The following is a 24,996-nucleotide window of genomic DNA, read 5'->3' as shown; positions in this document are numbered from 1 at the left end:
TTCGCCGCCGACGAAAATCACGCCTGATAACCGCGGGAGTACGTTTAATTCGGTCGCTCACGCCGATCGGCGTATGGCTTCCGATTCCGGTGACCTCGGCACCGAGGCACTCGACGTACACTCCGAGGCAGGGGACATGACCGTCGACGAGCTGGGGACCGCGATCGACGAGTTGCTCCGCGCTTCCGAGAGCGTCTCCCAGAGCTCCCAGCAGATCAGCGACCTCGCCAACGAACAGTCCGAGAACATGCGCGAGGTCGCCAGCGAGGTGTCCAACCTCAGCGCGACCGTCGAGGAGGTCGCCTCCAGCGCGAGCCAGGTCCGACAGGTCAGCACCGAGGCCCGCGACCTCGCCGACGACGGCCGCGAGATGGCCGACGACGCCATCGACGCCATGGAGTCCGTCGACGAGGCCAACAGCGAAGTGTCCGAGGACGTGCGCCAGCTTCGCGACCGCATCGACGAGATCGACGAGATCGTCGAGGTGATCAACGACATCGCCGACCAGACGAACATGCTCGCGCTCAACGCCTCGATCGAGGCCGCTCGCGCCGGCGAGGCCGGCGAGGGCTTCGCCGTCGTCGCCGACGAGGTCAAGAGCCTCGCCGAGGAGTCCCAGCAGAACGCCACCGAGATCGAACAGCTCGTCTCGAACATCAAGAGCGACACCGAGAGCACCGTCGACAGCATCGAGCACGCCAACGAGCAGGTCGAGGAGGGCATCGATCAGGTCGACGACACCGTCGACGTGCTCCGGGAGATCGACGCCGCCGTCGAGGAGGCGGCCCAGGGCGCCCAGGAGGTCGCCAGCGCCACCGACGAACAGGCCGCCTCCACCGAGGAGGTCGCCTCGATGGTCGACTCCACCGCCGAGAGCGCCGAGGAGGTCGCCGGCGAGATCGAACGTATCGCGGCCGCCAACCAGCAACAGACCGCCCAGATCAACGAGATCCAGAGCCTCATCGAGGACCTGCAGCGGTAGCGCGCTCGACCGTTCGCGGCCGAACCGGCCGCGCGGTCGGCGGGCCGAACGAGCGGCGACCGCGGGCGCCGATCCGGTCGCTTTTTTCCGCCCCTCGCGATAGGACCGGTATGCAGATCGACTTCTCGTCGTTCGTCCTCGCGGCCGCGACCGCGGATCTAGCCGACGAACCCGCCGCGCGCGACCACGCGGACGCCGTCGAGTTTCGCATGGACTTCGCGAGCGACCCGCTGGACGCGCTCGCGGGCTACGACGGCGAGTCGCCGCTGATCGCGACCAACCGCCCCACCTGGGAGGGCGGCGAGGCGCCCGACGACGCGGCGCGCCTCGACGCCCTCGAAGTCGCCGCCGAGCACGACGCGGTCGGCGCCGTCGACCTGGAACTGGCCGCGCTGGAGAGCGGCGACGCCGCCGCCGTCGCCGAACACGCTCGCGACCACGGGACCGCCGTGGTCGTCTCGACGCACGACTTCGAGGGGACGCCCCACCGGGCGGCGATGCGGGAGACGCTCGCCGAGGCGAGCCGCTGGGGCGACGTGGCGAAGCTGGCGGTGACCGCCGAGGGGAGCGGCGACGTGCTGGACCTGCTGGGTGCGACCTGGGACGCGGCCACGGCCGGCGAGACGGTCGCGACGATGGCGATGGGCGAGGCCGGCCGCCACTCCCGAGCGGTCGCGCCGCTGTACGGCTCGCGGATCGGCTACGCGCCGGTCGACCCCGCCGACGCGACCGCGCCCGGCCAGTACGACCTGGCGACGCTCTCCGGGCTGGTCGAGCGACTGGGCGGCGAGTGACGGTCCCCCGGCGACGAATTCCCGGGAGTCGGAAGCTTAACAACGGGCGACGACCGAAACCGCACAACTAACAGTGAGTTCACGGAACCGAACGCGGCCGTTGCTGGCAGTCGCCCTCGCGTTTCTCTATCCCGGGCTCGGGCACGTCTACCTGCGCGAGTGGCTCCGCGCGCTCGTCTGGTTCTTCCTCAACGTGACGAGCTTCACCCTGCTGATGCCTCCCGACGCCGTCCCCGAGTCGTTCGGCTGGTCGGAGCTGGTCGCCGCCGCCGAGAACGTCACGCCGGAGGCGGCGCTGGCGCTCGCCGCGATCACTGTCTTCAGCATGGTCGACGCCTACTGGATGGCCAAGCGCCAGAACACCGAGACCGAGCCCGAAGTCGACGAGGGCACGACCTGCCCCAACTGCGGCCGCGACGTCGACCCCGACCTGGAGTTCTGTCACTGGTGTACCGAGCGGCTGAACCCCGAATCCGAGTCCGAGTCCGAATCCGACGACGCCGGCGCGAACGCCTGAGCGCGGGCGCCGGCAGGAAGGTGGTCACCCCGTCGGCGTCCGCTCGTTCGTCGGTCCGCTCACGAGTTCGTCGTAGAGCGTGACGAGCTGCTCGCCGACGGCCTCCAGGGTGAACCGCTCGGTCGTCTCGGCGGCGTTGGCGCCGATACGCTCGCGTTCGGCCTCGTCCTCGCAGAGGTCGGTGATCGCGTCGACGAACTCGTCGGCCGTCTCGGCTTTCCGGCAGTCTCCGCCGTCGTCCAGCCACTCGTAGGTCGGAATCGACCGGACGACCGGCGGCTTGCCGCAGTGCATCGCCTCCAGCAGCGCCATCCCCTCGTTCTCGTTGCGGGAAGGCCAGAAGAACACGTCGCCCGCCGCGGGCGCCCCGCGGGGGTCCTCGATGTACCCCGTGAAGGTGCAGTTGTCGGGCGAGTCCGCGACGAGTTTGCGGGTCTCGCGGGGCTGGAGGAACCTGTCGAGCGTTCCGCCGGTGGGATTCAGATAGCCGAACCAGGCGAAGTCGTACTCGGGGAGCCGGCGGGCGACCTCGACGAACGTATCGAGTCCCTTGCGCTTGATCACGTGGCCGAACATGAACACGACCGGCGGCTCCAGATCGTAGCGCTCCAGATACTCCGCGCGCAGGTCGGGGTCGTCCCAGCCGTCGAAACGGCCGCCGTCGAACCCGTTGGAGATGACCGTCGACGGCGTGTCGGTGTAGCCCGCGATCACGTCCCGGTTGTGTTCGGAGGGACAGACCAGGTGGTCGGCCAGTCCGTAGGTGTAGGCGAGGAACGGTTTCAGCGGCCGGGCGAGCGCGTTCGAGAAGACGAAGCTGTCCCGGAAGTCGGCGGCGGTGTTGTGGGTGTGAAAGAGGACGGGGATCCCCCGCCGGCGGGCGCGCTTGGCGTAGTAGATCGACTGCGGCCCGGCGTTGTTGAGATGCAGCAGGTCACAGTCCAGCGTCGGCTCGGTCGTGTAGTCGATGCCGTGGCGGTCCATGACCTCGCGCTGGTTGTTGACCGACTGGGCGAACCCGCCGGTGACGACGCCCTCGCCCTCGAAGTAGTGGCTGACTCTCATGTGGAACTCCGTATCGCGGTCCGCGCGGCGACGGCCCTACTTCTCGATGATGCTCTCTTCGATGGCCTCGCCGAAGTGGCGGGCCTTGTCGCCGTAGCAGACGCGCACCTCGTCGCCTTCCGAGAGATCCGTGACCGCCTTCCGGCCGTCGGCGGTGGCGACCTTGATCGTCTCGGCGTTCTGCAGCAGCGTCTCGATGCGGTCGACGCCGTCGTCGGTCTCCACTTTCGCGCTGATCCGGAACATCGGTCGCTTCTCGATCTTGACGCGACCGACGATGGCCTCGCGGGTGCGGCCCTCGGTGTCGACGACCTGCACCTCGTCGCCGCTGCGCAGCTCCGAGAGGTACTTCGTGCCGCCGTCGGGCGTGCGGACGTAGGCGTGGACCGCGCCGGCGTTGACGCGGAACGGTCGCGAGGCGACGTACGGCGATTCGGCGGTCTCGGCGTGGACGAAGAAGAGACCCCGACTCATCGAGCCGACGAGCATCCCCTCGTCGTGTTCCATGAGGTTGCCCGTGTCGATGCAGACGCGGTCGGCGGAGCCGGTCCGCTCGATCTCGGTGATCTCGGCCGTGGTGAGGTCGAGCTGTTCGCGGCTCATCTCGTCGCGGACCTCGACGGTCTCGCGGATCTCGTCGACGTTGTCCGTGTCGAGCAGGACCGAGTCGGCGCCGATCTCCAGGGTCTCGTAGGCGGTGCGGGCCTCCTCGGCGGTGGTGACGCCCGCGACGAGGCTCGTCTCGTCGCCGATGCGCGCGATGAGATTTTCGAGGGGGATGATCTGCCAGTCCTCGCCGACGACGATGGTGTAGTCGGCCGCCGTGGCGACCGCCTCGGCGAACTCCTCGTAGCGCTCGTCGAAGATGCGGACGTAGCCCGCACTCGCCTTCCCGTCCTGGCGGAGCACCGAGAGGTCGGCCGACCCCGACAGGTCGCCGGGGATCTCCATCGAGCCGTCGCCCTCGCCGTCCTTGCCGACGACGGCGGCGTCCGGTTCCCCGTCCTCGTCGGCCTCGGCGTCCATCACGTGTACGTCGCCGTTGGTGAACGCCGCGATATTGACGGCGCCGAGGTCGCGCACGCGGGCCACGTCGGACTCGTCGACGAGGACCCAGTCGACCCCCGCCTCCAGCCCCGCCGTGATCCGGCGCTTTCGCGCCTCCCAGTCGCCGACTTCGTCGTCGGCCTTCAGCCACACTTGCCGTGTCATGTATCCACGCTCGCCCCCGTCCGATTTGAACGTGGCGGAAGCGGCGCTATCGGTCGACGGCCGCTCGGAGCGCGTCGCGGACGGCCTCACCGCCGATACGCCCGGTGACGGCCGTCGCTGGCCGTGCGGGATTACGGTGGACAGAATGCGCGAGTACCCCTACCCGCTGTCCACCGAGGTACCCACGAATGGACGGACGGCGGGAATATGTCTTGTGGTTGCTGTCAGTAGTCGCCGTCCGGAGTGGACGCCCGCCCGGATCGACGGCGCCCGACCGCGGATCCGTTCGATACGACGGGCTGTGCCCTCGTCAGTCGGTCGAATCGACCACGCCTTCGAGCAACACGATGACGCCCTGGAGACCGACCACGAGCCCGACGAAGAGGGCGACGACCCACAGTACGACGCTGGCGAGGACCGCATCGCCGCCGACTCCCCCTGCTCCGACCAAGACGGGACCGGCGCTGCCGACCACCACACCCGCGGTGATACGCGCGGCGGCGCGGATCCGAAGGACGATCGACTCTCCGACGTTCACGCCGCCCGCCGCTCACGCGGGCGATGCAGGGGTCACTGGCTCCGTCGTCGCCGACGAAGTGTCGGGCCAGAGGCGTCGCGTCGGAGGCCACGCGACCGGTCAGCGACCGGCGTTCTGTGCCCCGTCCGCCGTGGGTTCGACGGCCGAGCGCGCCCCGCAACCGACGCAGACGTAGTCGTCCCCCCGCTTGACGACCGCCGCGCCGCATTCACACTCGATGCGAGCGTTCCGGTCCGTCCGCGGAAATCGAGACATGTGGTACCATATACCACATGCAGAAATATAGTTATTTTCCAGATACGTATCGACGGACGAACCGGCCGTGCGACCGGCGGCCGCGGCGAGCGACTCGGGCGACCTGCCGGCCGCCGTCGGCGTGTGGGAGACCTCACCGGCGGGGACGCCGTCGGCGGGGGGTCGCGCCGGCCCCCGGGAATCGCCACAAGGCTCTTTCGGGAGGCGTCCCCACGGACGAGTATGCAGGAGGCCTGGATCCAGCTCCAGTGTCCCGAATGCGACGAACAGTGGGAAGCCAACCCCGCCGACCTCCACGAGCCGGACGAGGCGTTCGGCTGCAAGAACTGCGAGGAACGGCGGCCCCTCTCGGAGTTCACCAAGACCGCCCGCGACTTCGAGATTCTGGAGGAGTTCCACGGGAGCTAGAGCGCCGCGACCGCGATAGTCGCCCGCTCGCGCCGGACGGAGAGTCGCTCGCGCCGACGACCTCGAACCGCACCGCGAGCGCGGGCGCCCCGTCGTAGACGAAGCGGTACTCCCCGACAGCGAGGCGCTCGCAGACGACGAACTTCCCCGCGGAGAAGCCGGTGGCGCTCGCTCGGACCGACCACTCGAAGCCCTCGCCGGGGTCGTGGAAGACGGCGGTGGCGTTGAACCCCGTTCGACCGCCCGGGAACAGCGTGACCGTCCGCCAGGCCCCGTCGGTCCGTCGCTGGAGCGCGTATCGATGACGAGTACCGGTCGACTCGCGCTCGGTCGCGACGTTGGTCAACGCGAACCGGATCGGCTCGCCGCGCTGGTCGTCCTCGAACGAGTGTGAGAAGGGCGGTCCCGTCTGCCGCTCAGGCCTCGACGGGGAGGCCGGCGGCTTCGATGGCCTCGTCGGCGGAGGCGTCGTCGTGGAGGACGGCGGCGACGGCTTCGGTGATCGCCTCGGGGTCGTCGTGCTGGAAGATGGAGCGGCCCATCGAGACGCCGTCCGCGCCGGCGTCGACGGCGCCGCGGACCATCGAGAGGGTCTCCCGATCCGTGCCCTTGGAGCCGCCGGCGATGACGACCGGCAGTGAGGTGGACTCGACGACGCGACCGAACGTCTCGGCAGAGCCGCTGTAGGCGGTCTTGACCACGTCGGCGTCCAGTTCCTCGGCGAGGCGGACGGCGTGGCCCAGGTCCTCGGCGAACAGCTCGGGGTCGTCGTCGCGCACGTCGTGGCCGCGGGCGTAGGCCATCGCGAGCGTGGGGAGGCCGTAGCGCTCGGCCTCGCTGGTGACCTCGGCGAGCTGAGTGATCTGGTCGGGCTCGTGCTCGCTGCCGACGTTGATGTGGAAGGAGACGGCGTCGGCGCCCGCGCGGATGGCGTCCTCGACGGTGCCGGTCAGTCGCTTGTCGCTCTCGTCCGGGCCGATGCTCGTCGAGCCGTTGAGGTGGGCGATGTAGCCGGCGCCGTTCGCGTTGGGGTGGACGCGGTCGGCGACGCCGCGCTGGGTGAGCACGGCGTCGGCGCCGCCGCGCGTGACGGCGTCGACGGTCGATTCGATGTCGACGAGGCCTTTGACGGCCCCCAGTGTGAGCCCGTGGTCCATCGGGACGATCAGGTGTCGGCCCCCTGTCCCGATGCGGGCCAGGCGCGCGTCTTTCCCTGCGGTCATGTTGTGTGAGGGTGTGGCAAGTACGGTTATTTGCCTTCCGGTTGCGGCCCGTCCTGCGAGTCAGTCCGAACGCTCCGCGGCGGCCCGCTCGGCGCCCGCGAGAGCGCCCTCCTTGAGCTCGCGGGCCTTCGATTCGAGGCGCTGGGCGGTCTCGGCGAAGGGCTGGTCCACCTCGGGGTCGGCCCCCTCGGCGATGATGTCGACCAGCGCGGAGCCGACGATGATCCCGTCCGCACCGGCGGAGACGATGCGCTCGGCGTGCTCGCCGGTCTTGATGCCGAAGCCGACCGCCTTGGGCACGTCCCAGTCGTCGACGCGGGCCAGCGACTCCTCGGTCTGGTCGGAGACGTCGTCGCGCGCGCCGGTCACGCCCAGGCGCGCCTGCACGTAGACGTAGCCAGAGACGTTCTCCTGCATCCGCTCCAAACGCTCGCCCTTCGTCGTCGGCGCGATGATGAAGACGAGGTCCTGCCCGAACTCGTCGCAGGCCGCCCGGAGCGGCTCGGCCTCCTCGGCGGGGAGGTCGACGACGACGAACCCCTCGATGCCCACCTCGTCGGCCCGTCGGGCGAACGCCCGCGGCCCCGTCTCGCCCGTCTCGGGGTGGGTGTACTGGGCGATCAGGTTGTAGTAGGTCATGCAGACCAGCGGGACCGCCACGTCCAGGTCCTCGACGAACTCGAAGTAGCGGTCGGGCGTCATCCCGCCCTCCAGCGAGCGGACGACCGCCTCCTGGATGGTCGACCCCTCGGCGATGGGCTCGGAGAAGGGCAGGCCCAGTTCGATCACGTCGGCGCCGCCCCGTTCGAGCGCCTCGACGTACTCCAGGGACTCCTCGTAGGTCGGGTCGCCCGCGGCGACGTAGGGGACGAAGGCCGGTTCGTCGGCGAAGACGCGCTCCAGGCTCATCGGGGCTCACCTCCGGTGAGCCCGATGACATCGAAGCGCACGAAGCGTGCTTCGGTAGCCATCAGAGGTCACCTCCACTGCCCGCGGCCGCGCGAAGCACCGACATGTCCGGGGCCACGTCCAGGTCGCGCTTCTCGGTCTCCTCCAGCACCGTCTCCAGGTCCTTGTCGCCGCGGCCGGAGACGTTGACGATCACCAGATCGCCCAGTTCGTCGTGGTGCTCTTCGAGGTAGCCGAAGGCGTGGGCCGTCTCCAGCGCCGGGATGACGCCCTCGTCCTGGGAGAGCCGGTGGAACGCTTCGAGCGCGCTGTCGTCGTCGACGTTGACCGCGTCGACCCGGTCCTCGTCGACGAGGTGGGCCAGCTCGGGGCCGACCCCGGCGTAGTCCAGCCCCGCCGAGACCGAATGGGACTCCATGATCTGCCCGTGCGAGTCCTGCAGGAGCTTCGTGCGCGCCCCGTGGAGGACGCCCTCCTCACCGGTCGACAGCGACGCCGAGTTGGGCGCGACGCCCGCCTCCTCGTCCACGTCGAGGGAGGAACCGCCCGCCTCGACGGCGTACAGGTCCACGTCCTCGTCGTCGACGAAGTGGTGGAACGCGCCCATCGTGTTCGACCCGCCGCCGGCGCAGGCCAGCACCGCGTCGGGCAGGCGCCCGGTCTTCTCCTGGACCTGCTCCCGGGCCTCCTCCGAGATGACCGCCTGGAAGTCCCGGACCATCCGCGGGAACGGCGCGGGGCCGACGACGCTTCCGATGACGTAGTGGGTCGTCTCGACGGTGGTCGCCCAGTCGCGCATCGTCTCGGAGATGGCCTCCTTGAGCGTCCCGCGACCCGTCGTCACGGGCGTGATCTCGGCGCCGTTGATCTTCATCCGGAAGACGTTGGGGCGCTGGCGCCGGATGTCCGTCTCGCCCATGTAGATCTCGCAGGGCATGTCGAGGTGGGCCGCGGCCATCGCCGTCGCCGTCCCGTGCTGGCCGGCGCCAGTCTCCGCGACGATCCGCTCTTTGCCCATGTACTTCGCCAGCAGCACCTGCCCGAGCGCGTTGTTGAGCTTGTGCGCCCCGCCGTGGAGCAGGTCCTCCCGTTTCAGGTACACCTCGGTGTCGTAGCGCTCCGACAGCGACTCGGCGTGCTGGAGCGGGAGCGGTCGGCCGCCGAAGTCGGCCAGCCGCCGCTGGAACTCGTCCACGAACCCGGCCTCGTTGTCGAGGACGTATCGCTCGTAGGCGTCGGTCAACTCCTCGATCGCCGGCATCAGCGACTCCGGCACGAACTGTCCACCGTACTCGCCGAACATCTTGTCTGTGCTCATTGGTGTGTCTCCGTCTCCGCTCGCTCGGGGTCCGTCTCCGCGGTCACGAGACGGCGGGTGTTCGCTTCCACGTCGCTGCCGCCCGCCGCGTCCACGATCGCCGACCCCACCAGCAGGGCGTCGGCGCCCGCCTCGCGCATCCGCACCGCGTCGGTCGTCGTCGCTATGCCGCTCTCCGCAATCAGGGTGACGTTTTCGGGTACCTCGGGAGCCACGTCCTCGAACGTCCCGAGGTCGACCTCCAGCTTCCCCAGGTCGCGGTTGTTCACGCCGACGATCTCCGCGCCCGCCGCCAGCGCCCGCTCGACCTCCGCGGCGGTGTGAGCCTCGACGAGCACCTGGAAGCCCCGCTCGCGCGCCGCCGCCAGCAGGTCCGCCAGGTCGTCGGTGTCCTCCTCGTCGAGAAAGCGGACGATCAGCAAGAGTACGTCCGCCTCGACGGCGTCGAGCTGGGACTCGCGAACGACGAAGTCCTTCCGGAGGACGGGCACGTCGACCGCCGCGCGGATCCGTTCGAGCGCGTCGGTCGACCCGCCGAAGTGCTCGGGCTCGGTCAACACCGACAGCGCCGCCGCGCCGCCCGCGACCATCGACTCGGCCAGCTCGACCGGGTCGTCCGTCCGCTCGCCGTCGGTCGTCGGACTCGTCGGCTTGACCTCCGCGATCAGCGGCACGCGCCCGTCGGCCTCCGCGGCCTCGAACGCCGCCGTCAGCGAGCGGGCGTCCACGTCGACCCGCCCGTCGCTCGCCTCCTCACGCGCCGTCGCGCGCTCCCGGGCCGCGTCGAGTATCGACCGCACCTTCGGTGCGATATCGTCACCAGTACTCATTACTGTCCACTAACGGACAGAGTTGTACATAAGGTTTGCGTCACCGGGACGGGAGCGGTGTTCGGGAGGGGTGAACCGCAGCTCGCGGGCGCCGATCGCCGTCCGGACGCGGGAGCGTGTCGCTCAGAAGAAGCTGCCGAGGACGGCCATGTAGAGGATCACGGTCGCGGCGTAGGTGACGCCCAGCGCGACGACGGCCTTGGCGTGGAACAGCCACAGGTCGTCGCGCTCGGTCTCCAGGGCGGCCTCGTAGCGCTCGCGCTGGGTCGGCGTCGGCTCGTGGCGCTCGCCGACGTGGAGGTCCCTGGCGTGTTCGCTGCGGAACGGGCAGTCGCAGTGGGGGCAGGTCGCCGCGGGCGTCTCGTCGGCCGGCACCGCGGTGTCGCGGCTCGGACGGAGAGCGGGGGCGCGGTCGGCGCGCGGTGGGGTGGTGGGGGTGGGCTCGCTGGGCATGGTCTCACACGTACGGCGGCGGCGCGTACGGTTGCGTGATCACCCATAGGGAGGTCATCGTGTAAAAGACCATCACCACCACGGAGGGGTACTGGCTGCGGATGGCCGCCAGCACGCCCGGGAACAGCTCGAACGCCAGCGAGTGGGCGACCCAGATGGCCAGCACGTGCCCGCCGAGGACGAACAGGAGTTTCACCGAGCCGAACCACCCCGGGAGGACGAGCGCGAGCGGCGAGGCGGGCGGCGCGAACGGGCTCGTCGCGACGGCCGCGAGCGCGGGGGCGAGCCCGAGGAAGTAGCCGAGGAAGTGCGCGAGGTGGTAGCCGGCGGCGATGGGCAACAGGGCGGGTGCGAACCACCGCTCGATGGCCCGCGCGGTGACGTAGGTGTCGGCGGTCTCCCGGACTCGCCGGGCGGCCAGCCGGTAGACGGCGAGGAAGAGGGCGAACCCGGCCAGGAGGACGACGGCGTAGACGGCGAGCGCGGGGACGCCGGCTTCGACGAGGGGCTGGACCGCGGCCGCCCACGTCGGCGTCGCGACGAGGCCGTCGTAGGTCGTCACCCACAGCAGCGCGACGACGAAGGCGACCTCGCCGGGTCGCTCCGGCAGGGGGTCCTCGGTCAGGGCCGTGCCCGGCAGCCGGACGGAGAGCGAGCCGTCGGCGTCGCGTCGGAGCGGCGCGACGCGGCCGTAGGCGGCGAAGACGCGGCTCACCGGGTCGACTCGCTCGAACCACGCCGTACCAACGAGCAGCGACCCGGCGACGGTCGCCAGCGTGTACGCGAGCACGACGCCGGCGAGCAGTCGGGGGTTCTCCCCGACCGGGCTGACGACCTCCAGCCAGACCAGCGCGAGCAGGCCCGCCACCGCCGGCCAGACGCCCCACGAGGTCGGGAGGGAAGCGCCCCCGACGAGCGAGTCGTCCCTGCGGTCCGCGTCGCCACCGCTGTCGTCACCGCTGTCGTCACCGCCGTCGTCACCGCGCTCGCGAACCCACCGAACCGCTGCCAGGGGAGCGCGCCAGGGGTTCAGCGCCGACCAGGTGTCCCCGACGAGATACGTCGTCGCCGTGTACCCCGCCCACCAGCCGACCCACACCAGGAGGAGCGCGAAGTTCCGGACGCCCTCACGGGGGCCGACGAACCCGGTCGCCAGCACGACCAGGAGGACGCCCACCGAGAGCGCGCGGACGAGCGGGACGACCGCCCGGCGGAGCCCGGCCGGCGTCGGGAGGGCGAGGCGCCACCAGTTCACCCCGCGCATCGCGTCGTGGTCCGTGAGGAGCGTCGTGAACAGGAACGAACCGCCGACGACGATGCCTCCCGTCAGAACGGTCAACCACGTCGGTACCGTCGCCGAGGCGACCGACCCACCGAGCGACCCCGAGTGGGCGGCGACCCGCTCCGACAGCGCCGCGACCGCGACGGCCGCCGCGACGAGGCGACCCAGCGACCGCCCGGCGCTGCCCGGTCGGTTCCCATCCATGCGTTGCCCACCATTCCGACCCGAGCCTGATAACTGCTACCGTGGGGCGACCGGACGACTCCGCGCCTCCCGACCCGGACACCGGGACGGAACGGGCCGTTTTTCCCGGTCGACACCCAAGGTCGACCATGGCCGAGAGCGACGAGGGCGGATACAACCGGAAACGGGCGGCACTGGCGGTGTTGCCCTTCCTCCTGCTCGGACTGGCGGACATCATCCTCCTGCTCCAGTGGGGGATCAACCCGCTGTGGGGGTTCATGATCCTCCCGCCCATCCTCTTCATGAGCGTGCTCGCCTGGATCGCCTTCCGCTCGGGCCTCGTCGGTAACCGCGTCGTCGACGACGACCCCGCGGTCGGCGACCTCGACCACGACTGACCGTCTCGATTCTCCGGCCGTCCGCGTCGTATCGAGCGACGGCGCTACCGCTGGAGAAGTAGCGTCGCCGGCCGAAGCGTCGGCCGGGTTACGCGAACAGGTCGTCGACGGCGCCGCGCGCCGCGAGGGCGGCGTCGTCGGCGACGCGGTCGGGGTCGCCCGACGCGTCGGGCGCGTTGAGGTACACGTCGACCTCCAGGATGCCGTCCTCGAAGGTGACGGTCACGTCGAGGTCGTCGACCGCCGACCGGTCGAGTCGCGAGAAGACGACGCGATCGGCGGCCTCGGCCGCGGCCTCGACGACTTCCTCGTCTGAGGGGTCGGCGGACCCGGCGTCGGCGCCCCCGTCGGCCGCCGCGTCGTCGGTCGGCATCTACGCGCCGCCGGCACCCGGGCCGCCCATGCCGCCCGGACCGCCCGCGCCGCCGCCCTGAAGCATGTTCTGGAGCTCCGTCTGGAGTTCCTCGAACTGCTCCTGGACGCGCTCTTCCTGCTTCTCGAGCGTCTCGACGCGCACTTCGAGGCTGTCGACCTTCTCTTCGAGGTCGTCGTTGGCCTCGTCGTACTCGGTCTGGACGAGCAGCTCGCCGACGCGGCGGTACATGCCGGCGTCCTCGTCGATGTCCTCGAGCTCGTCGAGGGCCGTCTGGGCCTCCTGGAGCTGTGTCTCGGCCTGCTGTTTCTGCGCGGCGACCTGCTGGGCCTTCTCCTGCAGATCCTGCAGTTCCTCGAGTTTCTCCTGTGCTTCAGGCGGCAGATTACCCTGCATACCTCCCCGTGGGTGACCCGTGGTGAAAAACCCCCGCATTCTACTCGAAATTCGGTGTCAAATCGAAACGCGAGCAGAACGCGGTAGAGAACGTTTCGAGTGACGAGCGGCCAATAAATCAAACTTCGGTATACGGATCCGGAGGTGCAGCGGCATGAGCGGGCGGTCCTACGACGGCCCCGCGATCGATGGGTCCGTCCAGTACATCTCGGAGGCGCCGTACTGGCAGGGCGACGGCGAGACCGTCGACGTCGTCGACGACTCCGAGCTCGGCGAGGAGCGGACCGAGAACGTCCCGATGCCCGACGGTGGGGCGGAGCGTCCGGATGTCGATGGACAGTCGACGTGGGCGGACTGGGAGGGGTCAGCGTGACGGTGGAGTCGGATATCTCCGACCCGGGTTCGTTGCGCGCCTTTTCGATTCTCCCGAATACGGACAGCGACGAAGCGTTCTGCGCCCGCCACGGGCGAGAGATGCGGTCGATCGACCCTGTCATTCATCGCGATGGCGCTCTGTACACGACCGCAGAGGACTTCTCCGTCTATACGTGCAACCGTTGTCTCGCTGAAATCGGTGAGCGAGCCGGTGTCAAACCGGTCGATCTCTACCGCGGCCACCTCATCGACGCGTTCGAAACCTGGGACCAGAACGAGGCCCCTGGAGAATGGTTCCGCTACCTCTGTGAGGGGACACCCGACGATCTCGACGGAGATGACCGGATCATCCGTTTCGACGAAGTGACCGAAGGGGGTGAGGGAGCGTGAGCGACGAAGTCCCGCTCGAAAAGCGCGTCGCTCGCGAGCTCAAACGCCATCCGGAAGCCAGCCCGTTGCAGCTCGCCGGCGCGCTCAGGGCCGACCCCGCAGCGGTCGCGGAGATCCTCGACGAGGACCTTCCGGATCAGGTGGGGGGTTTAAGTGAAGATGCCGGGAACCGCGTGAGAGGGTCGCGTACGCGGGCACAGTCAGACCTCGATACGGGATCGGAGTGGGATACCAGCGGCGACCACGAGAACCCCATCGACGTCTCCGATGTCACCGACGAGGAGCGGGCTGCGATGCTCCGCGAGTACCTGGAGGCGTACGTCGACGAGTTCGGGCAGGTGCCCCGGTTGATGCCGCTCGACGACGAGGGGAAGGGGCCGATCATCCAGGGGAAGTGTCGCCTGGACAGTCCTGAAGGCCGGTCGTTCCTCGCCGACGGCGAGGAAGCGATCCGACAGATTCGGGAAGAAGGCGCCCGTGGGTTCGCGCTCTACGCCGGGAAGTGGGACCACGGCACCGACGACGTCGTCTTCGTCGACCACGACGAGGATGAGTTCCCGGCACCGACCGGAGAGCCGACCCTGCGCATCATGTCGGGCTCCGGGCGAGCTGACGGTCACGAGACCTACCGCAACGACCCCGAGGATCCGGTCGCGAACGCACGCGTCGGAGACAACCTCGGGGAGATCCGGGCCGAGAACTGGTACGTCGTCGCGCCCGGCTCGGTCCACCCGACGGGCGGCGTCTACCACGTCGTCGAGGACCGCGACATCGCGACGCTCGCCGACGAGGACCTCGACGATTCGATGCGGCCGGCGAGTGGCCGCCACGATCGCGACGAAAGCGAGTCGCCCGTTCAGGACCTCGACGGCGAAGGGGATCGCCCGGACGACGACACCGTCGACGAACGCCTGGAGCGCGCGTTCGCGAACAGCCACGACGGCGACCGGATCCAGAAGGTCTGGAACGGTCGCTACCGAGCGGCTGGGTTCGACGACCGGTCCGCCGCGGAATTCTGGTTGGCGAATCGGCTGGACTCGTGGGTCGCTCGCGGCGACCGGACGACTGTCCGGCGGTTGATGGACCGTGCGAACCTGCAGAAGTGGCCCGAGCGCCCGGACGACAGCTACCGCGGCTCCGTGCTTTCGGAGGTCGGCTACCAGGACTGGTACTACGACCCCGACCACTACGAGAGCGAAGGCGACACGGCCGGCGGCGGTGCGCCCGGCCCGGAGACCTGCGAGCCGCCAGCGGTCGACTTCGAGGAGTTCGACCGCGAGGAGCGATGGGAGGAGCTGCAGGGCGACCGCTACGACGACTACGTCGACGCTCACGGGCCCGTCATCTGGGGCGACCACGCCGGCGCCGGGAAGACCACGAACGCCGGCCGCGCCGCCGCCGACCGCGACCGGGAGTTCGTCGCGCTGTTCGACAAGCACGAGAAAGCCCGGGAGTTCGTCCTCGACGAGGCCACGCCCGCCGTCGACTTCCACCTCAAGGGCGGCAGCCAGAAGCTCCACGACACCTGCATGGACGCCGACCACGCCGGCGACGAGGTCGACTGTCCGGACCACCCCGAGGGGTCGTGCCCCCACATGTGCCCGATCTACGACCTCGCGAAGGACGAGGACGCTCGCCAGCGCTACGAGGCGGTCGTCCAGGAGCTCGGCCCCGTCCAGGCGCACATGATCCTCGACCTCCCCGACCACGACACCGACGGCAGCTGCGAGTGGCTCGACCAGTTCGATGACCTGGAGAGCGCGAACCGCGTCGTCGGCGTCCACGAGTACCAACTGTTGAAGACCGTTCGCGATGGCCGGGACGTCATCGTCGACGAGAGCCCGAGCGCCCTCAAGACCGAGCGGACCCTTGACATCGAGGGTATCGCTCGGACCGCGACCGCCCTGGAGGCGATCGCCGACCTGCAGGGGACGCCAGACACCCTCGACGAGTTCGCCCGCTTCGCCCGGGATGCCATGAACGCGCTCGCCGGCGACGAGACGCCCGACAGTCTCGCAGACCTCACGCCGCCCGATGTCGAGAGCGAGACGTACTACCAGCCCGTCGACCCCGACGATCTCCCCGCCGACGTCGACCCCGACGATGTCGAGCAGCGGACCATCCGCGAGGACGTCGGGATGCCCGGCGAGGGCTACCGGACCCGCGAGGAGTTCGTCGTCGAGCGCTCGCGAACGGCGGAGACGTTCGCCCAGGCGAAGCTCGCCTACAACGAGACGATCGTCAGCCGGATGCGTCGCGACGAGTGGGACGGCGCGCCGCTATGCTTCGACGCGCTGCTCGCTGCGGCGGTCGAAGCCGGCGCCGAACCCGACGCTGCTCGGCAGGCCATCGCCGTCCCGACGCTTCTGGAGTCCTGCCCGTGGTGCGGCGAGGACCTCGTCGACGACAACGGGGCCCGTGTCTGCTCCGACGCCGACTGCAGCTGGCACGAGGCCGACCAGGACCTGACCCGCCAGGGGGGCGAGCAGGCCCGGGCCATCGCTCGGCTCGACACCGACGACGGCTCGCCCGCCGGCCTGGACTACTACGCGCTCCCGCTCGCGAGCGACCTTCCGGAGAGCCCGCTCGTCCTCGACGCGACCGCGACGCCGGCGAAGGTCGCCGCCCTGTTCGACGTCCCCCAGGACCGTGTCGTCGTCGACGGCGACGAGCTCCTGGAGAGCAACCTCCACGTCACGCAGGTCCTCGACGGCCAGTACCACGCCGGGACCATCCGACGGGCCCTCGACGAGGACCGCAAGCTCGCCGAGCGCATCCAGCGGACGATCGACACGGTCGGCGACCTCCACCAGCAGCCGCTGTTCATCGGCCCGAAGGCGCTCCTGGAGCGCTTCGACTTCCCCGACAACGGCGAGACGCTGCACTACCACGCCGCCCGGGGTCTGAACCGCGCCGAGTGTGACGCGGTCGTCTGTATCGGTGCCCCGCACCCCGCCGTCGACGATCTCCAGCGCGACGCCGAGCTGTTCGGCCAGGGGACCCATGACGTGCGTGCCGGCGGCGAGGAGTACTCGACCCGCCGGGAGACGGCGCCGCCGGTCTACCGCAAGCTCTGCTACGAGGACGACGCCGGCGACGGGCGGGCCATCGCGACGAAGGACTTCTCCGGCCTCGTCGGCGAGCTCTGGCGGGAGACCCGTGAGAAGGAACTCGTCCAGGCCGTCCACCGGATCCGCCCGCTGCTGGCGGACACGACCAAGCACGCCTACCTGCTGACGAACGTCCCGACGGAGATCCCTGTCGACGAACTCGCGACGTTCGAGGAACTCGCCGACCCCCTCGAAGCGATGCTCCCGGTCCCCGAGGGCGCGGTCGACCTCCTGGAGGCCGTCCACGACGCCGTCGACGGCGCCGGGCCCGACGGGTTCCGCGCTGGGCAGCTCGTCGAGCGTCGCGACGACGGCTCCATCGCGAACAAGGTCGACGGCTACCACCGCCTTGCCCAGCTGTCCGGGCTGGATGTCACCCCGCGGACGGTGTACGGCTGGGTTCACGCCCTGGAGGACGTCGGGCTGCTCACCCCCGAGCGGTACGAACAGCACGCTGGGGTGTCCTACGCGGTCGATCCTGCTACTTTGAAATCCGCGTTATCAGTACTATCCAGTAACGGCGGTTTCAAAGTAGCAGCAACGCGGCGTTTACGTGCGCTACTGCAGGATTCCGGCTCAGGCCTCGGCTGGTTGGCCTGGGCACGCGATGTCTTCGACCTCCACGGTGACTCCGAATCGGGGGTGGTACCCTCCGGCGGGGGTGGCTCGGGGGCGTGACCGGCACTGAGTCGGGACGGTTCGCGGACCTCCCGCCCAGTGCCAAGTACGTCTACGAACTCGTCGACCGGGATGGCCCGCTCACCCGCCAGGAGCTCCTGCAGAAACTCCCCGAGCCGACGCTCGACCGGGCCCTCGATCGCCTTCAAAGTGAGGACTTTATCCACAAGACCCGCGATTCCGAGGACCTCAGAGAGGTAGTCATCAAAACGAGGACTATGCGGACGTATAACCCCTCCCGGGACTGATACAATGGCAGCGACACAACTTTCCGGGATAGCCCGCCGCCCTGGACGTGGGGATGAAGGGGATCGGCGACCAGCCGTGATTCTCTTCCGACGATGAAAGGCCAACACAAATTCTCGCCCAGGAGCGGCGCCGAACTCTCCGACGAACGCGAGTACCCGGGGACCATCCCGCTGCGGGAGGCGCTGGACGGCTCCGGGGAGCTGACGAACGGCGAGCTCGTCTCCCGCGAGGCGACCGCGCTGCTGACCCGCTTCAAGGAGTGCCACCAGCGGGGACACGACGCCGACTCGGAGCTCTATCTGGACGCCTGGAACGCGATCCAGGCGCTCCGCAGCGACGAGGACTCGCCGACGCCGTGGGACTGCTGGCTGTGGTACTGCCTGGCCGAGCACCTCCACCGCGAGGGCTACGACACCGGGTGGATGCTCTCGCACGTCGAGGCGCGGTGCCCGCGCTGCTCGTCCCGGCTCCAGTACGAAGCCTCGCCGACGGGATTCGACGTCGCCCGCTGCGCGACCAAGTGCGGCGCCGACTCGCCCCAGCGGACCTACGAGATCATGACGGAGCTGCTTGACCTCTACACCCGGGCGTTCGTCGACGACGAGGGCGACGCGATCGAGCGCTTCGAGATCTTCTGAGCGACCCCCGATGACGCCTGTCCTGGGTAGGGACAGCACGTTTCCGATGCACGAGGGGCGTACCACAACGGTGCGAGGCTCACGAGCGGCCACTACTCGATCCTCGATTCGTGGGGAGATCGGCTCTACTGTCACGACCGCGAGTGCAGACGCTACGTCACCGCATCCGGCCGCAGCTGTCGGCGACTGGTGAGCGGCGTCGGACCTACAAGCTCGGGGACAACCCGGGACGGTCCGGCGTGCGTGCCCGGGTTCGATTCCCGGACGCCGACCTTTCTGGATGACCTTATGGCGACCTCGAACAGCCCATCGCTCAAGCAAGAGCTCCGAGACTGTAACGAGACGCTGGACAGCTTTCTGAGGGCCCGAGTCGGGATGACGCTCAAGACCTACAAACTGATCAAGGCCGTGACGCAACTGGTCGGCGCCGCCGCCGGGATCTACGCGATGCGTCTGGGCGCCCCGCCGCTGGCGGCGTTCGCGCTCGTCGCCATCATCATCTCCGGCCCCGAGGCGCTGGAGTACCTGATCAACGACGCCGAGGCCTGACCATGTCGCTGATCCCCTCCAGCACCGACGAGTCCGAGACCGAGCGCGACGGCCCGTTCTCGACGCTCCGGGAGATCCACGCGGCGACCGTCGGGCTGGCCGTCGGCGTGGTCGTCGCGAAGACCGGCTCGTACGAGCTCGCCGGCCTGTTCGCGTTCGTCGCGCTCGGCGCGAAGCTCGGGTCGGTCGGCCGACTCGAAGACATCCGCCGGGAGCCCTGGTACGCGCTCGGGCTGTTCCTCCTCGGGCTCGTCGCGACCACCCTCGTCACATGACCACCGCCGAGCACCCTGAGCGCGAGCCCGCCGACGCCGGCTACTCCGACGCGGAGATCCGGCGGGCGCTGGAGCAGGCCGATGTCGAGGCCGGCGACCAGACCGGCGACTACGCGGCCGGGATGCGCCACGCCCGCCTCATCATCGAGGAGGCACTACTCGGATGACCGACGACGCGATAACCGTCCCCGTTGACCAACAGATCTGGACGTATCCGGATCTCGGGGTGCGAATCGGTGTGACCGCGCTCCCTGCTGGGACGGACCCGAGACTCGTGAGTGAGGGACTCCATGACTGAGGTCGTCGTCGAGCCGGACGACACCGCTCGCCGACTCCGCGAGTACGTCCGCGACAACCCGGACGTCCGCCACGAGGACTACCGGGACGCCGAGGACCCCGTCCGGGAGAGCTGCTACGTCCTCGCGGAGGCGTACTTCCACGCGCTGGGTGGCACGGACTCCGGGCTCGACATCTACTGCCTGTCGTGGTCGGACGTCGATCCCGACTACGAGGGCACGCACTGGTTCCTCCGCGACGACGACGCCGTCGTCGACCTCTCGCTGCCGGACCCAGTCGCCGGCGAGACCGTCCCGTGGAACGCCGCGACTCGTCGGGCGTTCATCACTGGCTACGAACCGTCGAATCGCTGCGAGCGCGCCCTCGCTGCGCTCGACATCGACTACTGAAAAACAACTCAACCCCATGGACGTCAATGAAGACGAGCTGGTCGGCGAGCCGCTCGACCAGGTCCCCGACCAGGATCCGACCGACGAGGCCTGCATGGGCCGGCGGTCGGAGAAGCGGGACGGCGAGTCGGTCTTCCTCGGCTACTGCGGCGCTTGGCCGGGCAAGGGGACCGACGACGTCGGCGAGGGGCGCTGTTCGAGGCACGGCGGGGCCGGCGGCGCTCCCGAGGGCAACGACAACGCTGAGGGCAACGACGGCGGCGCTCCGGAGGGGAACACGAACGCCGTCACCCACGGCGCCTACGCCGAGTGCAACTCCTACTACCAAACCGTCCTCAACGATGACCTTCGGGAGTTCGCCGACGACGTCTTCGCCGACTACGTCTTCCGGTACCACGAGCTGCACGGCGACGGCTCGCTCGACGATGGCGAGGATCCGACCGAGTACATCCCGCTGGGGATCGAGTCGGAGCTCTTCCGCATCTCGGTGACCCACGCGAAGGACATCGGGCTCGACCGCTGGGCTGACGAGAAGCCCAACGGGCTGGAGAGTGGCCACCCGCTCGTCGACGAGGAGACCGAGATCGTCCCGATCGGCGATGGCGTAACCGAGACCCAGCGCCGGTACCGCGAATCGGTCGTCCTGGCCGCACAGAAGAAACTCGCGAACGACCGGCGGATGTGGCTGAAGGACCTCGGCCTTCTGGAGGATCCCGACTCCAAACTTGCCGACTCACAGGAAGACGTCGCTGACGCCCTGCGCGAGGTGCTCCAATGAGTACGACTACCAGCTCCGACGCCGGCGTCGACGTCGATACGATCCGGGAGGTCATGGCGCAGTACGCGCCGTCGACCGGCCCTGAGCGGTACGCCCGGTTCATCGAGGACCTGCTGAGTCTCCAGCGCACGTACGTCCAGGACCACATCCTCGCGACCCTGCACGAGCACGAGCAGGTGGTCGTGTCGGCGGCCAACGGCGTCGGGAAGTCCTACATCGCTGCGGCGGGCGGCATCGCCGCGCTGCACTGCAACCCGGACACGATCGTCAACGTCACCGCCGGGACCAGCGGGACGCTGAAGACGAACATCTGGAAGCCGGCGCGGTCGCTGTATCGTGACAGCCCACTCCCCGAAATGTTCGGCGGGCGGACGATGGACGGCGACCGGGAGATCCGGACCGGCCTCGACGACGAGTGGTTCTTCGAGTGCGTCAGTCCCCGCTACCCGGACGACCTGCAGGGCCCGCACAACGACCACGTCATCTACATCATCGAGGAGGCGGACAAGCCCGGCGTCACCGACGACCACATCGAGGCCGTCCGGTCGACTGGGACCGACGCCGACGACCGGATCCTGGTCATCTCGAACCCGCCGGACGACAGCGGCAACGTCGTCCACCGACTCATCGAGAACGACGAGTGGCACCACCTGCAGTTCCCGACCTGGGACTGCCACAACGTCCGCCTCGCCCGCGGGCTTGAGGATGGCGACGAGATCGGCGGTCTCGCGACGGTCCACAAGCTACGGAAGGACTGGCGAGAGTACCACGACGAAGAGTGGCCCGGCCTGGAGCAGGCCATCCGCTGGTCGGATCCTTGGCTCGGCGCCGCTCCCGAGGAGCGCAGCGCCGTCCTCCCGGACGACCGCACCCAGCTCCCGAACGACGACTTCCGGGAGGACCTCCACTCGCTGTGGTACCGCCGGCGTTGCGGGATCGTCCCGCCGGGCGGGGCAAGCACGTTCCGTCCTTACGACGCCGGCACGGCCAAGTCGGCCTACCAGCCGTCGATCGAGACCCAGCGGGCGAAGCCGGTCGGCTCCGGTATCGACGTGGCCCGCGCCAGCGACCGGACGATCCTCGTGACTCTCTGGACGAACGGCGCACTGACGGTCCGGTACAAGGCGACGAGCACGGACTACCCTACCCAGGAAACCGAACTCATGGCCGATCGCCGACTCGGTAACGACCCCACCCACCCGGTCGCCGTCGACGCCGTCGGCGAAGGGTCCGGGCTCGCGGACTACCTCGACGATCGACTCCCGAACCTCCACCGCTTCGGGAGCGACAAGAAGCCGCTCACCGACGGCACGGACGACGACAACCCGTTCGGGCTAATCAACTACAAGAGCCAGCGCGCGGAGGGGCTGGCCGCGCTCGGTGATGCGCTTGACTCGGCGCTCGCCTACCAGTCCAGCGACCTTCGCGAGGAGCTGGTCACCGGCGCCCGGACGATCCAGTTCGACACGCAGACGCTGGACTCCAGGGGCGAGCACGGCGCCGAGGTCGTGACCGTCAACTCAAAAGACGAGGTCACGGAGCGACTGGGCCACTCGCCGGACCTGCTCGACGCCGCGCTCATGGCGGTGTGGGCCCGCGACTGCACGCCGTCGTCGGGCGTTCTCGCGTTCCAACTGTAACAATGGAATTCACGAAATCAATCAGGGCCGCACTGGCTCGCGATGGCGAACCGGACCCGCAGGCGCGGGACAGTGAGTTCGACGCGTGGGCGACCACGCTCGACGTCGACCGGAAAGAGCCCGAGCGGGGGGACATCGGGGACTGGGTCACAGAGTACCAGGAGAACCCGCTCATCCGCATCCCCACTCAGACGTTCACCTCGGACGTACTGGAGCCGGGCCAGCGGGTCAACGTCGACGGCGACGAGATCCCGACCGTCAGCGAGGAGTACTACGACGAGGACCTCCGTGGCGAGGACCTCGACGACGCCCTCGAAGCATGGCTTGGCGGAGCGGGCATCGTCAACGGGGAGTTCGGTCACGACCTCAGCGACGTGCTGGAGAAGCTCATCAAGGACTGCATCGGCCGGCGTGGCACCGGGATGACGGAGATCGTCTACGACGACCGCGTCGAGCAGGAGCGCATCATGGGCATCCGTCCCATCAAGGTCGAGACGGTCACGGCCTACACGCGAGAAGGGAAGAACATTCTCCTCCGGCCGGACGACACATCCGAGGATAGCGATTACGACTCGGGATTCTCGTTCGCGCTCCCTGGGCGCTCGTCGGACAAGAGCCGGGACACACTGCCGGAGACGGCGGCTGGGGACACGGCGTGCTACGTGCAATACGACGACGCAATCGGGTCGTGGGACGACAACGAGGTCCGGCTCGCCCAGGACGACGCGCTGAAGATAGCCCACGACGCGGACACCGGCGATCTGTTCGGGCTTCCGGCGACGGCCAGCGTCTACGACCGGGCCAGTTCGATCCGCCAGCAGTGGGCGGACCTCGACCAGGCGCTGACGGCCGTGGCCTACCAGCACTGGGTCGCCCAGGTCGCGACCGACGACGAGGACGAAGCCCAGAAACTGCTGAACGGGTTCGACCCGTCGAATCCGGAGAAGGTCAACGTCGTGAACTACGACGTGGACGCGACCGCCATCGGCGGGACGATGCCCGATATCGACAGCACGCTCAAACAGGAGATCGAGTACGTGCTGTCGGCGTTCCCGGTCCCCATCTACCGCATCGGCTTCGAAGGAGAGATCAACCGCGACGTGACGAGCGAGCAGTCCGAAGACTACCAGCGCGAACTCTCGGACTGGCGAACTGACCTCGCCCAGGAGATCACGGGCGTACTGCAGCGCAAGGCCGAGGAGATGCTCGACGACGAGGCTGACATCCCGTCGGTCGAACTCGTCATCGCGCCCCGCGAGTCGGACAACCCGCTGGAGCGCGAGAGCTTCGACGCCGAGGCGTTCGTCTCGTTCATGCAGGGGCTCAAACACTACGCCGGGGCCGGCGGGTCGCCTCAGTCTGTCTTCCCGCCGGAGTATCTACTCGACACGGTACTCGGGCTCGACGCTGAGGAAGTCCTCGGCGGCGCCGGTGGTGCTGATCTCGGGCAACTCGACGAGTCAGACCCGCGCGTCCGGGAGTCCTTCGAGAACGCGTACGGCAGCGAGCCGCCTGACCCGGCAGAGGTTGAGGGAGGGGAAGCGTGAGCGTGACCACGACAACGTCCGCTCGCCTCGCCCAACCGTCTGGGACTGACTCGATCGAGGCGGACTTCCTCGCTGCCATCGGCGGTCGGAGGGCAAGCTCCTACGGCCGCGCCGATCGTGTCCGCGGGCTGGTTCGCAAGACCGTCGGCTACAAAAACGACGCTCTCGGCCTGACTGCGCGCGACCAGGCCAAGTTGGCCGAGCCCCGAGAGACGTTTCCCCGACAAGACCGCGACGGGCTCCTCCGGGAGTTCGAGCAGTGGTTCCGCGAGGTGCTTCGGGATGAGCTACTGGTCGCCATGTCCTCCCAGTCGGTCCGCGGCGGCGACCACTGGACAGCGGAGTACATTCGCCGGGCCTATCTGAAAGCCTGGCAGCAGGCGACCGGGCGTCTCCAGCAGCAGGGCGTCAGCACGGAGACGCGTCAGCCCGAGGCGATCGTACAGTTGCCAGTCGCCCGCAGCCATCTCCGGAAGCTGTACATGCGGACCTACGAGAACCTCGACAGCGTCACCGACGACATGGCGACGACGATCCGCCAGGAACTTGCCAGCGGTCTGGAAGCCGGCGAGAACCCACGGCAGATGGCGTCCCGGCTCACCGATGAGATCGACTCCATCACGAACACTCGGCTTCGGACGCTCGCCCGGACGGAAGTCATCCACAGTCACACGGAAGCGACGCTCGACCGATACGAGCGCGCCGGCGCCGACACCGTCCGCCACGGCGAGTGGTCAGATGCCGACGACAGTCGCGTCTGCCCCATCTGCTCCACGCTCGACGGCGACGAATACTCCATCTCGGAGTTCAGGACTGGGACGTTCACGTTCGAGCCGTCGGGTGACGAGCCGGACCACCTTGCCGGCGAGTACCGGCTATCTCCGCCGGCGCATCCGAACTGCCGGTGTACGATCCTGCCGGTCATCGGATAACCGACTGGAGGCC

At 69.0% G+C, this 24,996-nt stretch carries 32 protein-coding genes; 19 read left to right on the top strand and 13 right to left on the bottom strand.

What is annotated here, in order from left to right; all coding sequences use genetic code 11:
• Positions 1-73 precede the first annotated feature (73 nt).
• From HZS55_RS09350 to HZS55_RS09340, 3 genes are all read left to right on the top strand, one after another.
• On the top strand, positions 74-982 hold the full coding sequence (locus HZS55_RS09350; protein WP_179911414.1) for a methyl-accepting chemotaxis protein: 909 nt from the start codon (positions 74-76) through the stop codon (positions 980-982).
• 110 nt (positions 983-1,092) lie between these two features.
• Positions 1,093-1,776 carry a type I 3-dehydroquinate dehydratase gene (locus HZS55_RS09345; protein ID WP_179911413.1) on the top strand — a complete coding sequence of 228 codons (684 nt, stop codon included), beginning with the start codon at positions 1,093-1,095 and terminating at the stop codon, positions 1,774-1,776.
• Positions 1,777-1,876: 100 nt separating this feature from the next.
• Entirely contained in the window at positions 1,877-2,293 is a 417-nt protein-coding gene (locus HZS55_RS09340) for a zinc ribbon domain-containing protein (protein WP_246308400.1), read from the top strand.
• A gap of 24 nt (positions 2,294-2,317) precedes the next feature.
• On the opposite strand, the gene HZS55_RS09335 is transcribed toward HZS55_RS09340, so the two are convergent.
• The 4 genes from HZS55_RS09335 to HZS55_RS09320 form a co-directional block, all read right to left on the bottom strand.
• Positions 2,318-3,358 carry a glycosyltransferase family 4 protein gene (locus HZS55_RS09335; protein ID WP_179911411.1) on the bottom strand — a complete coding sequence of 347 codons (1,041 nt, stop codon included), beginning with the start codon at positions 3,356-3,358 and terminating at the stop codon, positions 2,318-2,320.
• A gap of 36 nt (positions 3,359-3,394) precedes the next feature.
• Positions 3,395-4,570, bottom strand: coding sequence for a 3-dehydroquinate synthase II (locus HZS55_RS09330; RefSeq protein ID WP_179911410.1), 1,176 nt, complete (start codon positions 4,568-4,570; stop codon positions 3,395-3,397).
• A gap of 310 nt (positions 4,571-4,880) precedes the next feature.
• Complete coding sequence (locus HZS55_RS09325; protein WP_179911409.1) at positions 4,881-5,108, bottom strand: hypothetical protein; 228 nt, start codon at positions 5,106-5,108, stop codon at positions 4,881-4,883.
• A gap of 99 nt (positions 5,109-5,207) precedes the next feature.
• Positions 5,208-5,363: a hypothetical protein gene (locus HZS55_RS09320; RefSeq protein ID WP_179911408.1), complete on the bottom strand. Its 156-nt coding sequence runs from the start codon at positions 5,361-5,363 to the stop codon at positions 5,208-5,210.
• Positions 5,364-5,585: 222 nt separating this feature from the next.
• Between HZS55_RS09320 and HZS55_RS09315 the strand changes: the two genes are divergently transcribed.
• Positions 5,586-5,771 carry a DUF7836 family putative zinc-binding protein gene (locus HZS55_RS09315; protein ID WP_179911407.1) on the top strand — a complete coding sequence of 62 codons (186 nt, stop codon included), beginning with the start codon at positions 5,586-5,588 and terminating at the stop codon, positions 5,769-5,771.
• Here the strand turns inward: HZS55_RS09315 and HZS55_RS09310 are convergent.
• The 7 genes from HZS55_RS09310 to HZS55_RS09280 all read right to left on the bottom strand — a co-directional run bounded on the left by HZS55_RS09310 (position 5,719) and on the right by HZS55_RS09280 (position 11,990).
• Positions 5,719-6,117, bottom strand: a complete 399-nt coding sequence (locus HZS55_RS09310; RefSeq protein ID WP_179911406.1) for a hypothetical protein — start codon at positions 6,115-6,117, stop codon at positions 5,719-5,721. The genes HZS55_RS09315 and HZS55_RS09310 overlap by 53 nt on opposite strands.
• A 70-nt stretch (positions 6,118-6,187) precedes the next feature.
• Positions 6,188-6,994, bottom strand: coding sequence for a 2-amino-3,7-dideoxy-D-threo-hept-6-ulosonate synthase (locus HZS55_RS09305; RefSeq protein WP_179911405.1), 807 nt, complete (start codon positions 6,992-6,994; stop codon positions 6,188-6,190).
• Positions 6,995-7,054: 60 nt separating this feature from the next.
• Complete coding sequence (gene trpA, locus HZS55_RS09300; RefSeq protein ID WP_179911404.1) at positions 7,055-7,903, bottom strand: tryptophan synthase subunit alpha; 849 nt, start codon at positions 7,901-7,903, stop codon at positions 7,055-7,057.
• A gap of 61 nt (positions 7,904-7,964) precedes the next feature.
• The gene (gene trpB / locus HZS55_RS09295; protein WP_179911403.1) at positions 7,965-9,221 is read right to left on the bottom strand and encodes a tryptophan synthase subunit beta; all 1,257 of its coding nucleotides are present in this window, start codon (positions 9,219-9,221) and stop codon (positions 7,965-7,967) included.
• Positions 9,218-10,051 (bottom strand): indole-3-glycerol phosphate synthase, encoded by an 834-nt coding sequence (gene trpC / locus HZS55_RS09290; protein WP_179911402.1) that lies wholly within the window; start codon positions 10,049-10,051, stop codon positions 9,218-9,220. The genes trpB and trpC overlap by 4 nt, the downstream gene beginning before the upstream one ends.
• A 123-nt stretch (positions 10,052-10,174) precedes the next feature.
• The gene (locus HZS55_RS09285) at positions 10,175-10,504 is read right to left on the bottom strand and encodes a DUF7410 domain-containing protein (RefSeq protein WP_246308399.1); all 330 of its coding nucleotides are present in this window, start codon (positions 10,502-10,504) and stop codon (positions 10,175-10,177) included.
• 4 nt (positions 10,505-10,508) lie between these two features.
• Positions 10,509-11,990 carry a hypothetical protein gene (locus HZS55_RS09280; protein WP_246308398.1) on the bottom strand — a complete coding sequence of 494 codons (1,482 nt, stop codon included), beginning with the start codon at positions 11,988-11,990 and terminating at the stop codon, positions 10,509-10,511.
• 128 nt (positions 11,991-12,118) lie between these two features.
• Between HZS55_RS09280 and HZS55_RS09275 the strand changes: the two genes are divergently transcribed.
• Entirely contained in the window at positions 12,119-12,367 is a 249-nt protein-coding gene (locus tag HZS55_RS09275) for a hypothetical protein (protein ID WP_179911401.1), read from the top strand.
• 88 nt (positions 12,368-12,455) lie between these two features.
• Here HZS55_RS09275 and HZS55_RS09270 read toward each other — a convergent pair whose 3' ends face one another.
• Together HZS55_RS09270 and HZS55_RS09265 are read right to left on the bottom strand one after the other, a co-directional pair.
• Entirely contained in the window at positions 12,456-12,740 is a 285-nt protein-coding gene (locus tag HZS55_RS09270) for a DUF3194 domain-containing protein (protein ID WP_179911400.1), read from the bottom strand.
• Positions 12,741-13,136: a prefoldin subunit beta gene (locus HZS55_RS09265; RefSeq protein WP_179911399.1), complete on the bottom strand. Its 396-nt coding sequence runs from the start codon at positions 13,134-13,136 to the stop codon at positions 12,741-12,743.
• 154 nt (positions 13,137-13,290) lie between these two features.
• Here HZS55_RS09265 and HZS55_RS09260 point away from each other — a divergent pair, with 154 nt between their 5' ends.
• The 14 genes from HZS55_RS09260 to HZS55_RS09200 all read left to right on the top strand — a co-directional run bounded on the left by HZS55_RS09260 (position 13,291) and on the right by HZS55_RS09200 (position 24,983).
• Positions 13,291-13,509 carry a hypothetical protein gene (locus HZS55_RS09260; RefSeq protein WP_179911398.1) on the top strand — a complete coding sequence of 73 codons (219 nt, stop codon included), beginning with the start codon at positions 13,291-13,293 and terminating at the stop codon, positions 13,507-13,509.
• A complete protein-coding gene (locus tag HZS55_RS09255; RefSeq protein WP_179911397.1) occupies positions 13,506-13,901 on the top strand; it encodes a hypothetical protein in 396 nt (131 codons plus the stop codon). The genes HZS55_RS09260 and HZS55_RS09255 overlap by 4 nt, the downstream gene beginning before the upstream one ends.
• A complete protein-coding gene (locus HZS55_RS09250; RefSeq protein WP_179911396.1) occupies positions 13,898-17,689 on the top strand; it encodes a bifunctional DNA primase/polymerase in 3,792 nt (1,263 codons plus the stop codon). The genes HZS55_RS09255 and HZS55_RS09250 overlap by 4 nt, the downstream gene beginning before the upstream one ends.
• Positions 17,686-17,937: a helix-turn-helix domain-containing protein gene (locus HZS55_RS09245; RefSeq protein WP_179911395.1), complete on the top strand. Its 252-nt coding sequence runs from the start codon at positions 17,686-17,688 to the stop codon at positions 17,935-17,937. Before HZS55_RS09250 ends, HZS55_RS09245 begins: the two co-directional genes overlap by 4 nt.
• A gap of 93 nt (positions 17,938-18,030) precedes the next feature.
• Positions 18,031-18,576, top strand: coding sequence for a hypothetical protein (locus HZS55_RS09240; protein WP_179911394.1), 546 nt, complete (start codon positions 18,031-18,033; stop codon positions 18,574-18,576).
• A gap of 375 nt (positions 18,577-18,951) precedes the next feature.
• Positions 18,952-19,125, top strand: a complete 174-nt coding sequence (locus tag HZS55_RS09235; RefSeq protein WP_179911393.1) for a hypothetical protein — start codon at positions 18,952-18,954, stop codon at positions 19,123-19,125.
• Positions 19,126-19,127: 2 nt separating this feature from the next.
• A complete protein-coding gene (locus HZS55_RS09230) occupies positions 19,128-19,400 on the top strand; it encodes a hypothetical protein (RefSeq protein WP_179911392.1) in 273 nt (90 codons plus the stop codon).
• A complete protein-coding gene (locus HZS55_RS09225) occupies positions 19,397-19,567 on the top strand; it encodes a hypothetical protein (protein ID WP_179908564.1) in 171 nt (56 codons plus the stop codon). Before HZS55_RS09230 ends, HZS55_RS09225 begins: the two co-directional genes overlap by 4 nt.
• Entirely contained in the window at positions 19,564-19,698 is a 135-nt protein-coding gene (locus HZS55_RS22810) for a hypothetical protein (protein WP_281373093.1), read from the top strand. The genes HZS55_RS09225 and HZS55_RS22810 overlap by 4 nt, the downstream gene beginning before the upstream one ends.
• On the top strand, positions 19,691-20,086 hold the full coding sequence (locus HZS55_RS09220; protein ID WP_179911391.1) for a hypothetical protein: 396 nt from the start codon (positions 19,691-19,693) through the stop codon (positions 20,084-20,086). Before HZS55_RS22810 ends, HZS55_RS09220 begins: the two co-directional genes overlap by 8 nt.
• Before the next feature lie 16 nt (positions 20,087-20,102).
• Positions 20,103-20,864, top strand: a complete 762-nt coding sequence (locus tag HZS55_RS09215; protein ID WP_179907710.1) for a hypothetical protein — start codon at positions 20,103-20,105, stop codon at positions 20,862-20,864.
• On the top strand, positions 20,861-22,504 hold the full coding sequence (locus HZS55_RS09210) for a hypothetical protein (protein WP_179911390.1): 1,644 nt from the start codon (positions 20,861-20,863) through the stop codon (positions 22,502-22,504). The genes HZS55_RS09215 and HZS55_RS09210 overlap by 4 nt, the downstream gene beginning before the upstream one ends.
• A gap of 2 nt (positions 22,505-22,506) precedes the next feature.
• On the top strand, positions 22,507-24,051 hold the full coding sequence (locus HZS55_RS09205; protein ID WP_179911389.1) for a hypothetical protein: 1,545 nt from the start codon (positions 22,507-22,509) through the stop codon (positions 24,049-24,051).
• 2 nt (positions 24,052-24,053) lie between these two features.
• Positions 24,054-24,983, top strand: coding sequence for a phage head morphogenesis protein (locus HZS55_RS09200; RefSeq protein WP_218927292.1), 930 nt, complete (start codon positions 24,054-24,056; stop codon positions 24,981-24,983).
• Positions 24,984-24,996 lie beyond the last annotated feature (13 nt).

It is taken from the genome of Halosimplex rubrum (assembly GCF_013415885.1).
In the GTDB taxonomy this organism is placed as follows: domain Archaea; phylum Halobacteriota; class Halobacteria; order Halobacteriales; family Haloarculaceae; genus Halosimplex; species Halosimplex rubrum.
Note: the sequence above shows the minus strand (reverse complement) of the source record. Positions and strands in the feature narration are given on the sequence as shown.